We start from the raw sequence: 15,175 nt of genomic DNA on the forward strand, positions 1-15,175 counted from the left end.
TGACTTACCTTCGATAATGAAGAGTTAGGGCCTAGCGTTTAAGCCCTAACTGAATAAGAAACGACTTACTCTGTTGGTGAAATCGTGACTGGTGCAAACGATGCGACAGCATTTCCGCCTGCGCCCGGACGGTCTACATAAGGTGTGTTCTGCATTAAGGTGTAGTACACATCCACGAAGTCATCATCATTCACTAATACACCATCAGGAATCACATCGATAATCTTGCCTGTGATCTGAGGGATGATCGCATAACCTTGAACTTCTGGATCAGGAATCATCTTCAGTATCTCTTCTGCGGCTTGAACCAAGAGTTTTGCTAGTGCTTTATAATCTGTTCCATCATCGTGTTCCATTAAGATCATATCTGCAGCGCCCCAACGGTAGCGAGGCCAGAAGATGACGGTCTGGTTCGGGTAGTACGTCTGTTTGTCGTAGTCCAGATAAGGCATCTCAACGAGGTCGATTTGGGGCTCTAAACGACTTGAATCGACACCCGTCACGATAGCGTAGATTTCCGCTTTACCAGAGATCCAAGGTTCTTGGTCGACGGCTAAACGGATTTTGGTTAATTGTGTGGTATTCAACGGCTCAAGTTCCGACAAGGCCATCGAGCGACGTGCCCTGTTCATCAAAGACGGTTTTTGAGGTTTACTCTCGTCGGCATTGGTATCGCTAACGGCATTGATTTGCGTTGTAGTACCCAGTTTTTGCATCTCTGCCTGCATTGCCATTAAGCCTGCTTTGAGCTCTTCAGCACCGTTACTATCAACCACAAACACTGGGACGTCTGGCATTTGGTACACATCTAATTCATGAACTTGTCCGTACACGTCATACGCTTCAATGTATTGCCAATTCGAATCATCGCCTGATGGTTCAAACGCGAATAATGGGCTTTCGCCGTTCTTCCAGGCTTCAATCATCGCTTCATCAGCCATGCGAACCTCTAACACAGAGTCGCTGAAGTCGTTGATCCCTTTCATCTTGCGATAACCAAGATCCGCTTTCTGCATCCGGCTTGAAAATGCAGAGTAGGGCTGAGTAGAGCTCAATTTATCTACAGGCGCGGATAAGTTCTTTTCTGAGATCTGAGCTTTTAAGGAGAGCTCAAGATCGGAATAACGCTCGCTGATTTGTAACGCCAGAGATTGCTTTTGCGCTGCGCTACTTTCTGCAATACCTAATGAATCCGTTGTCTCAATATTTTGCGCATAAGACTGGAAGCCAACCACTGTCGTTGCAAGCACCATACTGATAGGAAAAGATGGTCTCATAAATAATCCTTATTTTAGTTTTTATCATTAATAGAGCATTTGCCCTATAAGGATTAACCTATCAGTAACGTGAATGTGTTCAAAAGTTAGTCAGTTATTTTTGTTTCGTTGTGCAGCACAGGATCTCAATTTAAACTGTTTTTATAAAACAATGCCTAAGTAACCTTGATATTTATAAATTAATAAACGTATCAGTAAATAACTTACAATATTATTAGCTACTAGGGTGTGTCATAAAAAAACCTACTCAAAGTGAGTAGGTTTTTATTTCGCGGTTAACCGCTAGTTCTCGATTTACAACTTGTTTGAGAGGCTCGCTCTAACTCAATCTAAACGCAACGTTAGGCCAGAGTAGTTCGAGTATCCGCGCAGTAACACATGGTAGGTTACGCCCGGTTGCGCGCTCACACTGCACTGCTCATTGTTTCCAGCGCGATAAGGGCGACAATCGTAACTCGATGTGGTTGGCTTGCTGCCCGATTTCACGTAAAGGTCGGCATCACCTGAACCACCAGACATTGAAACCGTCACGTTTGATGCAGAATCAACGGTGAACGTGTAGAAGCTCTCTGAAGATTGATTCCCGCTTAGGTTCGCAATCGGTGTGCCTTTCGTCAGCACATTGCCACTTGGCGGCGTGACACCACAACTCGCATTAACGCCTACGGTATTAAAAGCATCTTCAACATCGGCAACCACATAGCCCATGTCGGCTGCGGCTTTCGCTACGCCACAAGCACCTGCATCAAAGGTACTGTTTGCCGTCCAATACAGTTGGTTTGCGACTGTGAATATTTCAAAGCCCTTACGTACATTCCAACCCGATTTGTTCGCTAAAAGGTAAAAGGCACGGTTATAAACACCGCTAGATAAGTGAACGTTCAAGCCATCGTAGTATTGCGAGGCGTGATCAATCGAGCGACCATCTTTTGAAGGTTGATCAAAGTAACGCAAGCCGCCTTCTGATTTGAATATATCGCTTCCGACCACCCAATCCACATTGCCACGCAAGTAGTATTCAGCCGCTTCGCCCGCAATGTCTGAGAAGGCTTCATTGATACCGCCCGACATGTTTTGGTACACAAGGCCGGAGTTTTGCTCGGTGAACCCGTGGCTAACCTCGTGAGCACTCACGTTGATATCGACCAATGGGTAAAAGGTGTTTTTGCCATCCCCAAATGTCATGGATGAGCCATTCCAAAAGGCGTTTTCATAATCGGTACCGTAATGAACGCGCATCGTCAGCTGGAAAGTTAAAGGCGAAGTGTTCATCCACTCTTTGTACATATCGAATACGACATTACCAAAATAGTGCGCATCGTTAAGAGGCGAGTAAGCCCCGTTAATGTATTTATGGTCGGTGTAGTTAGTGCCGTCGGCACAGTTGTAGCTGTAGGCTGCGCTGCCAGAGGTTCCGTTCCTCAAATCGACTGTCTTAACTGATTCATTTTCTAACGTACAAGTCGTGCCTGTTTTGTCGATGGGAAAGCTAGGGAAGTCGCTGCCATATTCATATCGAGTGGTTTTGAGGTTGCCACCGGGGCCAGTACCTAATGCTTTAGCGTGGTTTAGTCCATTCCATTTTTGGAGCACATCGCCAGTCGTGGCATCAATAAAGTAGAAAGGGCGCTCTGGCATTGAGGACGCGATAAAGAAATCGACCAGATACACCACTTGGGCGACTTGGTTCTCATCCAATCTCACCATCAGTTTCGCGTTTTTGTTTTCAATCGACTTTTTGCCGACAGTAAACGTGCGGTGAGAGGATATCGCAGCTTCAATCGCTTGTTCTCGATTCAGTTTTGGCGCGATGCTGGATAGGTCACCACTGATCCCCTGTGCCATGGAACCGAACACTTGAGTGGGTTGGTTCTTGGAAAGGGTGGCCACGACCGAAGTATCAAAGACGGGTAAACCTAGGTGAGTTTGTTGGTAGCGAACTTTCGTTTTTCCATTGGGCAATACCACCCGTTTAACTTCAGAAAAACCTAATTCAAGTGGAGCAACACTCTTCGACTGCGCGACGAGGCTTTGTTGTAGTAATGCATCATTATCGACTCTGACCATTTCTGCAGCGTGTGCAGTAAAGCCGAAAGACGTACCTAGAATGGCTGCTATTTTCCAGCTTAGTTGACGTTGTTGGTTCATTTTTCGTTCCTGATTTTAATATAAACTCCTTCTTCCCAACGGCTTTATAGGAAGTCTATATGCAACACATCTGTGCCATGTGTTGCGAATCAAGATTGGAAGAGCATTTGGAATTATGACAAGTTTATCAGGGAGATTAATTTTTAGAGTATGTAATTCAAAGTTTACAAAGCTCCTTATTGATCAAATTATTTTTATAAAATCCAATTTTATTATTTATCGTAAACGTATGATAGGGCGGGAGTTATTAAAATCCGTTTTGTTTGAATTGATAGAATGAAGTTATCTAAGTTAACTTCGATATTTTTCTGTTTTTATCTTAATTACAAATGAGTAAATAAGCGGTTTTTTGAAGTGGAAATGTTGTTTTTATTATCAATAGTAAACTTGTTTTAACAATATTCTCCAGAGAAGTTATCAAGTTTTATTCATTTTGTTTTGTTAGGCAGAACTAAACTCTACATTTTCTCGTTCAATCACAAATTAGTAAGCATAAGTTATTGTTATGAATGGAGTAAGTCGCTTAAGATAGACAGCATAAGAAACTAGATAGAAAAATTCTGCATTTAAGTACAGAATTTCTCTGTCTAATAGCTGTTATGCAATACATGGATATTTATGTTTGAGTGTTATTTGACCGGAAAGAAAATTAAAGCGACTAAAGACGATGAGGGTGTTGACGGTTCTCTTGAGCACATCATTCCAAATTCACTTGGTGGACAAATGAAATCAAAGTACATCTTAACGGATGAAGCTAATAGATTTTTGAACGAAGACATAGATAAAAAATTTAATAGTATATTTAGTTCATGGGTTTCTAGACTAGATTTGAAAAGAGATAGAAAGAAGACTCAAAGCTTTGCTGCTTTCCACAAAGGCTATGGTGTTGATGTCTTCTATAGAAATGGTAAATTCTTTCCAAAAAAACCATTTTTTGATAAGGATAAAAAGGCTATATATGCCGATTCTGAGAAGACAGGTCAGAACTATAAAAAGTATTTGATAAAAAATGGCAAAGTTGAAGAAGATGATACTGTCGTAATATTTGATGATTTAGCTGGTAATTTTAATGTTCCATTTGATTTAGGGAATACTATATTCAAGCGGGGGTTAGCGAAGGTAGCTGTAGGCTACGCTGCAAAAAATGGCATACTAAGAAAAAATATGAAATGTATCATAGACTTGGATAATAATGTAATAAGAGAAAAAGTAATAGTATCTCCATTCCTGCCAACGGCTAAATCAGAAGGTTTCTTTGAAGAAAATAAACATAAAAGCTCTCATTATCCAGTTCATAGTTTAGTTTTATGTGCTAACAAAAAATCAAGGTTTATTTATTGTTATGTGGAGCTATTTAGTGCTTTTCAGTTTTATGTTCTACTTGATGACGAATATGAAGGGGAAGATATCTATAAAAATTATGTTTATGATTTGATTGGTGAAAAAGAAATTGATTATAAGGAATACGCTAGCTCTATTCCTGATAGTAGTAATGTTTTTGATAGCATGCCAAGTTACAGAGTAATAGATACTGATAAATTCATTCAATTATCGCATGTATCAAAAAAAGATCTAAAATTTTACTGTCATAGAAATTATCACGCTATTGAAGCATTTACTAATTATTACTTTATTAATGAAAAATCGAAGACTCTCGTTGCAGATATTGCATAACAAGCACTTTAAACGGAACACAAACAGTTGGCTTTGTTTCGTTCCTCAACAAGTATAGCCAACAATTTTTGTCCGCTTAAGTGGGCGTTAGCTTTTTATCATAATCAAGGAGTATTAAGTAGATTATGGATGTCAATCAGACAAATATACTGCTAAACATAATAACACCATTAATTTTTGTGGCGGTTGGTGTTTATGCAAATAGGTTAGGCCGTAAAGATGGCGATAATACACCTAAAATTAATTACTACGCTGTTGGTACCTCCGTATTTATAATGTCATTAGCAACGATTCTTGCTGATGTGCATGTTGACGCTAAAGGTGCAATAGAAGGTAATTTTGGCTGGGTTGTGATTTATTTACTTTGTATTTTTGTGTCTATAGATGTAGATCGATACTCTTCATGGGTCCGATGTGAGAATGGGTTACCTACAGAAAAGAAGCATGTAATGAGAGGTGTCATCATCCCTAATTCTTTAGGTGTTTTTGCTTTCTGTTTATATCGTTTTATTGTCTAGGATACTTGCTATGAATAAAGAAGAAGCAGAAAGAATTGCTAAATTATTAAAAAATTCTTCAGCAATTTCTCAATTAGAGTTACCTGCATTATTAGTTGGCGTGTTGGCATTGATCCCAGGAGTTGCAGACGAAGCTATTGTAGGTGTTGGTGCAATTGCTGTGTTTGCAGCTATAGCTATTGGTCGTAGGTATTTAATTAATAACCGAGAAAAATATCGTCTAGGTCTACAAAGAGCTCACAAAGAAAATTTACTATCGGATGACGCTTACAAAGAAGCAATTAAAGACCTAAATACATTAACAATTGAAGGTGGTAAAAAAAGCTAACAAACGACTATGGCGTCAATGATTAATTTTTGGCAGTGTTTTCATCCCACATGGCGCCATCTCTCAGCATAGAGTTAAGAGTCACAACCATCTTTCGAACACACGCGATTATTGCGACTTTCTTAGGCTTTCCGGCAGCTACAAGTCGAGCATAAGTTGCTTTGAATACGGGGTTACATTGCATGGCTGACATCATTGCCATATATAACACTGTGCGTACTTGCGCTCGACCGCCTTGGATCACGCGCTTACCTTTGTAGCGCCCACTTTCGCGTGTTATTGGAGCGACACCAATTAGTGATGCCGCTTGTTTATTTGTGATGTAGCCAAGTTCTGGTACGTTGCTAATTATTGATGCAGCGGCAATGTTTCCTATTCCAGGGACGCTCTGCAATATTGTGTTTTTAGCCTGATATTCAGGGCTATCTTCAATGAGTTTAACGAGCTTTTCTTCTAACTTGGTGATTTGATTTTTTATCGTGGTTAGCATCGGTTTGATAGTCGGATGGAGAGAAGCGGGAAGTATCTGGATTCGGTTCTTTTCCATGGTTTGCATGGATAACAACTGGTTTCGGCGAATGACTAAGTCACTCATTAGGCGTATGTTTTTTGGCTTTATGACAGTAAGAGCTGGTTTGATTGCTTCTCCATAGTGAGCAATCAATTCTGCATCTAAACGATCATTTTTGGCTCTGCGGCCAATAGCACCAGCGAACCGTTTTATGTGGACAGGGTTTGCTCTGACAATAGGTAATTGAGCCTCTGCACATGCAAGAACAAAAGGCATTTCTAATCGGCCTGTTGCTTCAATAACGATTCGTTCAGGATTGTGACTCTTAATCGTTTTGAGTGCTTTTTTGATGCCTTTATCATTGTTCTCTACTGAGAAAAATAGGTCTAGTGGCCTGATGTGGATGTCTAATTGTGTTTTGCCGGTATCAACTCCAACGTTGATGCTTTGATTGATTTTGGTATTCATAATAAGCTAACTCATGCTTGCGTAATGCGGGTTCGAGACCCAGTCGACTATTCGAGGTTTATGCTTGAAGTCCTATGTAGCGTTCATGTTTGTTATCGGTCTCTCGATAGAGGAGCCAGCGTTTAAACGAACTACTACATAGAAAGCTTTAGTTGCAGCTAAAGCCTGGGTCTCACATTACCCGATTGGAGTGCTTATTATCCATACAAACGACTATGGTCAATGATTAGTTTTTGGCTGTATTTTCATCCCACATGGCACCATCTCTCAGCATAGAGTTAAGGGTCACAACCATCTTTCGAACACACGCGGTTGTTACAACTTTTTTAGGTTTTACAGCTGCTAAAAGTCGAGCATAAGTCGCTATGAATATGGTGTTACATTGCATGGCTGCCATCATCGCCATGTATAAAGCGGTTCGTGCTTACTTTCGACCGCCTTGGATTAAGCACTTACCTTTGTAGCGAACACTTTCTCGTGTGATTGTAGAGACGGCAATATTTCCTATTCTTGGGGCGATCTGCAATATTGTATTTTTGATCATGCTGATTGAGTTGGCATTATGTGGTAGGTATGGAATTCGAATATAAGAAAATAGAACCAAATCATAGAGATTTTCAGTCATTAACCGCTGAGCTGAATTTGTCACTTCGCCAGATTACTAATGACACAGGCGAAAGCTCTTTTGTATCTGACGCTTTCGACCCATCAAAAGATGGATGTATCGTGGTGTATCTAAATGATAGCGCGGTGGCATGTGGGGTATTTAGATATCACGAAAGTGAAGTTTGTGAACTTAAGCGGATGTACTCTAACAAAGCCGGTGCTGGCTCATATTTGTTGAAACAACTCGAATGTCTTGCGATTGAAAAAGGTTATCGAAAAGCTATTTTATCGACACGTAGAGTTAACTCTAAAGCGGTGACCTTTTATTGTCGCCACGCTTACTCAGAATCCAGTGCTTATGGTAAATATGTCGGTGTAGACCGTTCGATTTGTCTCTCAAAGATGCTAGTCATATAAACAACCAAATCTATTCGGTCTTAGTTTCAAGGAGGAAACATGACAAGCAACCAACTATTAGAAAAGGCACTTTATAGTAGTGCCAGTATCCATTACTTCATCCTTTAAAAGGTTGTTCAGCGCTTTTATCAGAAGCGGTCCTCAATTTATGGGCATGGCTTTAATTTATGGACGTGACTTTAAGTGACTGATCTGTTCTGACAGTATCTAGAGTAACTGGAACGGATTATGACTAGGAACGTAGAAACCACTCTCCTGAATTTAATTGCAACAGTAAATCACATACAAACGTAGAGGTAGCGCACAGAATCGAAAAAGGGGATATCGCGATTACGGAATCATTGATCTAGCCGATAGTGAGATAGTGATAAGAGGTCGATAATTCGTTGTCGGACTAAATTAGAACTTTAAATCTAATTTCTAAGTAGTTGTTATCTCAGGAAGAGTTTTTGTGCTATGCGCCCCTATATTAAATACATTATCCCTATTTTAATTCCTTTCATTATCCTCGTAATGCCGCTATCAGCGTTCCCATTTGAAGGCCTTACGATTATTCAACAACGCGTTATCGCGATCTTTTTATTAGCGGCATTGTGCTGGGTGTTCGAGCCCATCCCGATCTACGCGACGTCTGTTGTTATTATCGTTCTGCAATTGTTGATGTTGTCGGATAAAGGGCTGATCTTTTTAAGGTTTGAGCATGGGCAGGAACATTTTGGTGAGTTGTTAAAATACAGCGACATCATGGCGACATTCGCCAGCCCAATCATCATGCTGTTTTTGGGCGGTTTTTTCTTAGCGATGGCCGCCACTAAGTATCGATTAGACGTAAACTTAGCCCGTGTATTATTGAAGCCATTTGGACAAGACCCAAAGTTTGTGATGCTCGGCTTAATGTTGATCACTGGTATCTTTTCGATGTTTATGTCTAACACGGCAACAACGGCAATGATGCTATCTATTTTAACGCCGGTACTGGCTGTGTTTGGCCCGAAAGACCCCGGTCGTATAGCGTTTGCGCTTTGTATCCCTGTTGCCGCTAACATCGGTGGCATTGGTACCCCGATCGGTACCCCGCCGAACGCTATCGCACTTAAATATTTAGTTGGCGACAACCTAATTACGTTCGGTGAATGGATGGCATTTGGTGTGCCGTTTGTCGTTATTATGATGGCGTTAGCGTGGTTTTTAATAGGCTTTATGTACAAAGCTGACCAAAAGAAAATCGAGCTAAGCATCAAAGGTAAATTCCTTAAAACACCCAAAGCCATTGCGGTATACGTCACTTTTGCGCTGACCATCATTCTTTGGTTAATGGGCTCAAGCCATGGCATGAACTCTTATACCGTCGCTCTTATTCCTGTCGCTGTGTTCTCACTGACAGGGATCATCAATAAAGAAGACCTGAAAAAGATTTCTTGGGACGTACTGTGGCTTGTATCAGGTGGTATTGCACTTGGTTTAGCTCTCGATAAAACTGGCTTAGCAAGGCTCGTGGTACACAGCATTCCGTTTGATGCTTACTCACCCTATGTGGTGTTGTTCGGAGCGGCGTTCTTGTGTTTGGTAATGGCAAACTTTATGTCTCATACCGCAACAGCTAACTTGTTAATGCCAATTATGGCTGCATTAGGTTCGTCTATGGCTTCACTCACGCCACTAGGCGGTGAGTTAACGTTAATTCTGGTTGTGACTTTTGCCGCTTCATTAGGTATGTCGCTGCCAATCAGTACGCCACCGAATGCGTTGGCTCATGCCACAGGTCATGTGCAAAGTAATCAAATGGCCAGAATCGGTATTATTTTAGGTGTGGTTGGTGTGCTACTGAGTTTTGTTATGGTGTGGGTGCTACATTCAATTGGTCACATAGGATAACGATACGTGTATCAACAAAAGCTAGAAGCACTTATCGATCGTTATTTTAATCAGACAGAACGTCGGGTGACGTGCCGTGCCGGTAACACCATTATTGAACAATCAGCGTTAAACACTCGTTTGTATTATGTGTTTAGTGGAGAACTGGAAGGGTTTTATTCCGAAGCGAATACACCGCGAGTACGCGTGTTTAGCGCGGGTAGTGGAGCTTTTATAGGCGTTCATAGCTTCTTTTCAGGTAATTGGACAGCATCTTCAACGGTTGTTGCTAAAACCGATGTTGAGTTAGCGTGGATCGATAAAGACACGCCGGCAGAAGATGAACGTAAATTTGGCCCTCTTACCGCACAGTTCACACCTGTGATTGTCAATGAGTTGTCGCGTCGTCAACGCCGTGCAACACAAGAAGCGATAGCGAAACAAAAAGCGCTAGAGAAGTTACATACTGCTGAGCAAATGACGACCTTGGGTCAATTAGCTGCAGGGATTGCCCATGAGCTTAACAACGCTATTGGTGTAGTAAATAGCAAATCTGGTCGACTTGAAACGGTCATCATGGATCTGCTCGAAGAAGTGCATCCAGAAGCCAGTCAATTTTTCGATTTTGGGTTAATGCATGGTCAGAAAACGTCGTCGTCAGAAGCGCGAACACGTGGGCGACAATTTGAAAGAAAATATGGTTTAGACAAGAACATTGCTCGCTCTCTTGCCAAGGCGATTCCAATTGACGCGTTATCTGCAACAGACGTTATTTCAAAACATTGGCTGAAAAACCCAGAAGAAGCGATTCGCTTTTGGCAGATGGGCTGTGATTTACATGATTTACGTTTGGCATCTAGACACACCGTTGGCATCGTAAAATCGGTTAAACAACTTGGCAGAGTTGATATTGACACCGAAGAAGCGGTTGATATTAACGACTCCATTAACCATGCCTTATCGTTGTTACAAAGTGAGTTACGTCGAGTGTCTGTGCGATTGAGCCCTGCAGATTTGCCGACTTTTAAAGGCTCGAAAACAGAGCTCGTTCAGATTTGGGTCAACATTGTAAAGAATGCTTGTGATGCAATGTCGAATTCAGACGATGCCGCAATAGAAATTCAAACCAGATTAAGTAAGAAAAGAATATTAGTTACGATCACGAATAATGGCCCTGAGATAGACGAGGTGACTCGTAGAAAGGTATTTCAGCCCAACTTCACCACTAAAAAAGGTGGTTTATCGTTTGGATTGGGCTTGGGTTTATCAATAGTTAAGCGGATTGTGGCGGGTTATGGCGGAAGTATTATTGTGAAAAGTGATGCTTCTAAAACTGTATTTAGAATCAAGTTACCAGTAGAGGGTGAACATGGAGAAGCTTAATTTAATCTGTGTCGATGACCAGAGAGAAGTACTGAGCGCAGTGGTACAAGATTTAGAGCCGCTGGCGAGTTGGCTGAATATTGAAGATTGTGAATCAGCACAAGAAGTGCTTGATCTCATTGATGAACTTGACGCAGAAGGCGAACACATTACCGTCATCGTGTCTGATCATGTGATGCCAGGGAAAACGGGGGTGGAGTTACTCACTGACGTGTTCCATGACAGCCGCTTTCCGAATACAAAGAAAATTCTTCTTACAGGGCAGGCCACTCATACTGATACCATCAATGCGATTAATGCAGCAGGTATCGACCGTTACTTTGAAAAGCCTTGGCAAGCAAGCACATTAGTTGAGTGCATTCGTACTCTTGTCACTGAGTACATATTTGATCAAGGGCTTGATTACACGGACTATCAGAATGATCTCGACCAGCAGGTTGTGTTGAGACGCTTACGCTAGTCACTTATGTTAGCGACTTACGCTAGTCATCTATGTCAGTCGCTTGAAATTGTATGCACCGAAGGACGCTTTCTGAGGGATTTTGTCTGCGAAAGACGTAATCTTTCGGTGCATATTTTACCTATCTCTTTTAGTAATTCAGGTTTAGTACTCAGTTATTAACACACTGGTTGCTGGCTTAAATCTAAAACTTATACGCTACGCCAACGCCAACGCCAACGGATGCGTTGTGCTTTCTTCACGAAAGATTCCCTGAACATGCAGCAGAGCTAAAATGTGTCGCAGAGTACTAGTGTCGTATGTTAGAACTGTGAATTTAATTAGGACGTTGCAGCTAACTTATGCGTCGTTATCAGTCTAGGAAGTAAAATGAAAAAATTGGTTTTGGCTTTGTTGTTATTGGTTTCGACCAGTGCAATGGCATCTAAAGACGTACCGGAAATGTCGATTAAAAACGGCTATGTTGAACCGTTCCAAATGTTCGATAACGTTTATTACGTTGGTGATAGATGGGTGTCGTCTTATGCGGTAGAGACTGCAAAGGGATTAGTTCTGATTGATACACTCGATTTCCCTTATTCGATGTGGATACCCATCAATCTAAAAAAGCTTGGGTTACAAGATAAGGCTATCACTCATATTTTGGTGACTCACGGCCATTCTGATCATGTTGGTGGAGCACAATTTCTCCAGTCTGAATATGATGCAAAGGTCGTGATGACACAAAAGGGTTATGAGTTAGCCGTAGCTCAAGCTAACAAAAGCAGTGGTAAGAATACCTTTTTGCCGCCCAAGGTAGACTTCTTTGTGCAAGATAGCAGTAGTCTTATTGTCGGTGAGGACGAGTTTAAGTTCTACCTTACGCCCGGCCACACAGAAGGGGATTATTCGATAGACCTTATGGTGAAAGACAACGGTATATCACATCGCGCATTTGTAGTTGGCGGACATAGTATTAATGCACGAGATCCAAAGCTGGCGAAGCAGTTCTTCGAGAGCATGGACAGAGTCCGAGAGATCGCTTTGCAGCCGCCTGTTGTGAGTGTGAATCTGTCTAACCATCCTCATAAGAATCATCTATTCGCTAATCGTGAGAAGCAAAATGCCGATGGTTTGAATAACCCGTTCATTAGCGAAAGTAACTTCTTTAGCTTTTTAGACCAGCAAGAAGCCTTAGCGAAAGAGAAACTCAGTGAAGCACAACAGAGGAATAAATCGAAAAGTTCATAGTAGACGCTCGCTTAAGTATAGATACGGCTAACGCGAGCCATTCGCAGTTTATACTTGTTGGGGAATGAAGAGGTCGCAGCTCGCTTATGTGACTTTCTAGTATCAGCGGCGAGCGAGACATGCTTGGTGTCGGAGAAAACCGTTCAGTATTGGCGCAATGCCTTGGAAGGTTAGGGTTTTTCTATGTAGAGCTTCCGGCACTGCACACAATTGATTCTCAATGCGCGGCATTTTCGTTCAATGCCGCTTTCTCTATATTCAACATTTGAATGCAATTTGTGGAATATATCAAAATTAATTAAATTGATAGTAAGTTATTACTTTTCATTATGTTAGGGTTCTTTTCTTTAGGTCATCTGATTAGGAAGAGGATAATGAAAAAGGGATTTGTGATAGCGATGTCAATCGGCTTTGTTGTCTTCTCCCTTGTTGGTCGTGCTCTTCAGTGGTTCGGGTCTAGTAATTCCGAGTTGTTTCCTAAACTTCCTGATATTCCCCAATTTGTTCCTTCTACCGATTTCGACGGTGAGTGGCTAGGCCGTCGCATTAACACCACTGGCAATAATATATGTGAACGCACAACTATTACCGGAACCATTCGTGAGGGCAAGGCAACCCTAAGGCTTACCTACAACGGAACACCGTTAGAGGGCTGGATTACTGTGAAAGCGGCGACTTACGTTTATATGCCAAACATCGCCGATGGGATTATCGTTTTTCAGCACATGGAAGTAGCAATAGATTTGACGGCCCTTGGCACTTAACCAATGGCCCGTGCCAAGGGAGTTGGTTTATAGAAAAGGTCGATGGCAAGTAGGGCCGTCAACTTATTATATACTTGGAATAACTTAAACAATATCCACACGCATGTGTACGATTTAGTTTAAAGATATAGATAGGAAAACCCATGAGGATTGTGATTTTTATCGTTACAGTGATTTTAGTTAAATCAATTGAAGCAAAGTTTGGGCACACCTATAACATCTTTTCAGATCCACTTGATATCAAGTTAGCTGCTCTCGATTTTGTCTTGTGGGTTTCAGTCTACTTTGGTTTATCTTTTGTTTATGAGAAGGGCAAAGGTATCCTGACTAAAATGGGTAAAGTTAAGAGTCCATCGAGTAATTTGCCCCCACATTAAGCTGTCATAATGTAATCTGCATATTGTTGGTGATATGAGTCAAGAGTTGAAAGCGGTTTGAAGAAGGGATAGCTATGAATGGAAAAATTGTTCGCTGGGTTGATGAGAGAGGTTTTGGCTTCATCAATTCAGATGAATTAGAGGGAGATGTTTTTGTTCATATATCGAAGTTTACGGACGGTTATCGTCGTCCTCAAGTTGGGGATGAAGTTGAATTTCAATTATCGAATAGTGGCTCTAAACTCAGCGCTTCGAGTGCTCAACTAGTTGGTATAGAAACATCCAAATCTAACCCTCTTTCAATTATTTTGTCTGCACTTTTCGTCGGGCTTATTGGCGCAGGTTTGTATCTTTTGGTATTGGAGCCTAAGTTAAATCCTGCATATGAGAATATGGGATTTAGTTGCCAAGGTAAAACGCATTGTAGTGAGATGCTATCTTGCGATGAAGCAAAGTTTTATTTGGCAAACTGTCCCAATGTGAAAATAGATGGTGATCGTGATGGTATTCCTTGCGAGAGTCAGTTCTGCAGTCACTATTGATGCCTGTTTACTAGTCATTCAAAATAGACAACTAAAAGGACATTACATGGAAATCAGAGTAGGGACATTACCTGATATTGCAGGCATCACCGATATCTTCAACTTTTATATTGAACATACCAATGCGCGGTTTGAAGAAGAGAAGTTGTCGTTGGAAAATCGCCAGCAGTGGTTTTCTCAGTTTTCGAGCCAAAGCAAATATCAACTGTATGTTGCGACAGAAGGTGATGCGTTATTAGGCTTCGCGTGTTCTCAGCAATACAGGGCTATGTCGGCATTTGAAGATACCGCAGAGGTCACTATTTATTTTGCGGCTGAAGCTCAAGGTAAAGGTTTAGGCTCTAAGCTTTATTCTCAGCTATTTGCATCGATTAGTGATTGTGGTGTTCACCGCGTACTCTCAGGTGTTGCTTTACCTAATGAAGCTTCAATAGCACTTCATAAACGTTTTGGATTTCGAGAAGTCGGAGTGTTCAATGAATATGCGAAGAAAAACAATCAATACATCAGTTCAATGTGGTTAGAGAAGGCGTTAAACAAGGAATCAGATTGATTAGGATGGTTCAAACACGATGCAATACTCTTGGCACTTTTCTATGCCGTATTCAGATGTGATTT

14 protein-coding genes and 2 pseudogenes are annotated in these 15,175 nt (G+C 41.4%); 12 read left to right on the forward strand and 4 right to left on the reverse strand.

The window, feature by feature from the left end; all coding sequences use genetic code 11:
- Positions 1–65: 65 nt before the first annotated feature.
- Positions 66–1,277 (reverse strand): DUF3103 domain-containing protein, encoded by a 1,212-nt coding sequence (locus AB4513_RS11975; RefSeq protein WP_102257318.1) that lies wholly within the window; start codon positions 1,275–1,277, stop codon positions 66–68.
- Between the two features lie 324 nt (positions 1,278–1,601).
- On the reverse strand, positions 1,602–3,425 hold the full coding sequence (locus tag AB4513_RS11980; RefSeq protein WP_102257317.1) for a M4 family metallopeptidase: 1,824 nt from the start codon (positions 3,423–3,425) through the stop codon (positions 1,602–1,604).
- A 633-nt stretch (positions 3,426–4,058) separates the two neighbouring features.
- On the opposite strand from AB4513_RS11980, the gene AB4513_RS11985 reads away from it, so the two are divergent.
- From AB4513_RS11985 to AB4513_RS11995, 3 genes are all read left to right on the forward strand, one after another.
- Positions 4,059–5,099 carry a hypothetical protein gene (locus tag AB4513_RS11985; RefSeq protein ID WP_133151951.1) on the forward strand — a complete coding sequence of 347 codons (1,041 nt, stop codon included), beginning with the start codon at positions 4,059–4,061 and terminating at the stop codon, positions 5,097–5,099.
- A 125-nt stretch (positions 5,100–5,224) separates the two neighbouring features.
- Complete coding sequence (locus AB4513_RS11990; RefSeq protein WP_102257315.1) at positions 5,225–5,617, forward strand: hypothetical protein; 393 nt, start codon at positions 5,225–5,227, stop codon at positions 5,615–5,617.
- 10 nt (positions 5,618–5,627) lie between these two features.
- A complete protein-coding gene (locus AB4513_RS11995; protein ID WP_102257314.1) occupies positions 5,628–5,945 on the forward strand; it encodes a hypothetical protein in 318 nt (105 codons plus the stop codon).
- Positions 5,946–5,967: 22 nt separating this feature from the next.
- On the opposite strand, the gene AB4513_RS12000 is transcribed toward AB4513_RS11995, so the two are convergent.
- Together AB4513_RS12000 and AB4513_RS12005 are read right to left on the reverse strand one after the other, a co-directional pair.
- Positions 5,968–6,924 carry an IS110 family transposase gene (locus AB4513_RS12000; protein ID WP_198592076.1) on the reverse strand — a complete coding sequence of 319 codons (957 nt, stop codon included), beginning with the start codon at positions 6,922–6,924 and terminating at the stop codon, positions 5,968–5,970.
- Between the two features lie 226 nt (positions 6,925–7,150).
- Positions 7,151–7,462, reverse strand: a pseudogene (locus AB4513_RS12005) (IS110 family transposase); the annotation flags it as partial.
- Positions 7,463–7,497: 35 nt separating this feature from the next.
- Between AB4513_RS12005 and AB4513_RS12010 the strand changes: the two are divergent.
- The 9 genes and pseudogenes from AB4513_RS12010 to AB4513_RS12050 all read left to right on the forward strand — a co-directional run bounded on the left by AB4513_RS12010 (position 7,498) and on the right by AB4513_RS12050 (position 15,110).
- Positions 7,498–7,947 carry a GNAT family N-acetyltransferase gene (locus AB4513_RS12010; RefSeq protein WP_102257313.1) on the forward strand — a complete coding sequence of 150 codons (450 nt, stop codon included), beginning with the start codon at positions 7,498–7,500 and terminating at the stop codon, positions 7,945–7,947.
- 456 nt (positions 7,948–8,403) lie between these two features.
- Positions 8,404–9,822 (forward strand): DASS family sodium-coupled anion symporter, encoded by a 1,419-nt coding sequence (locus tag AB4513_RS12015; RefSeq protein WP_004733551.1) that lies wholly within the window; start codon positions 8,404–8,406, stop codon positions 9,820–9,822.
- A 6-nt stretch (positions 9,823–9,828) separates the two neighbouring features.
- The gene (locus tag AB4513_RS12020; RefSeq protein ID WP_102257312.1) at positions 9,829–11,184 is read left to right on the forward strand and encodes an ATP-binding protein; all 1,356 of its coding nucleotides are present in this window, start codon (positions 9,829–9,831) and stop codon (positions 11,182–11,184) included.
- Positions 11,171–11,644 carry a response regulator gene (locus AB4513_RS12025; RefSeq protein WP_017103024.1) on the forward strand — a complete coding sequence of 158 codons (474 nt, stop codon included), beginning with the start codon at positions 11,171–11,173 and terminating at the stop codon, positions 11,642–11,644. The genes AB4513_RS12020 and AB4513_RS12025 overlap by 14 nt, the downstream gene beginning before the upstream one ends.
- Before the next feature lie 369 nt (positions 11,645–12,013).
- The gene (locus tag AB4513_RS12030; protein WP_102257311.1) at positions 12,014–12,874 is read left to right on the forward strand and encodes an MBL fold metallo-hydrolase; all 861 of its coding nucleotides are present in this window, start codon (positions 12,014–12,016) and stop codon (positions 12,872–12,874) included.
- 374 nt (positions 12,875–13,248) lie between these two features.
- A pseudogene (locus tag AB4513_RS12035) lies at positions 13,249–13,691 on the forward strand (hypothetical protein).
- A gap of 90 nt (positions 13,692–13,781) precedes the next feature.
- The gene (locus AB4513_RS12040; protein ID WP_017077144.1) at positions 13,782–14,015 is read left to right on the forward strand and encodes a hypothetical protein; all 234 of its coding nucleotides are present in this window, start codon (positions 13,782–13,784) and stop codon (positions 14,013–14,015) included.
- A gap of 74 nt (positions 14,016–14,089) precedes the next feature.
- Positions 14,090–14,557 carry a cold shock domain-containing protein gene (locus AB4513_RS12045; protein ID WP_017081025.1) on the forward strand — a complete coding sequence of 156 codons (468 nt, stop codon included), beginning with the start codon at positions 14,090–14,092 and terminating at the stop codon, positions 14,555–14,557.
- A 46-nt stretch (positions 14,558–14,603) separates the two neighbouring features.
- Entirely contained in the window at positions 14,604–15,110 is a 507-nt protein-coding gene (locus AB4513_RS12050) for a GNAT family N-acetyltransferase (RefSeq protein WP_102257310.1), read from the forward strand.
- Positions 15,111–15,175 lie beyond the last annotated feature (65 nt).

Origin of the sequence: Vibrio sp. 10N.222.54.E6, from assembly GCF_041473955.1 — a bacterium.
Taxonomy (GTDB): domain Bacteria; phylum Pseudomonadota; class Gammaproteobacteria; order Enterobacterales; family Vibrionaceae; genus Vibrio; species Vibrio tasmaniensis_A.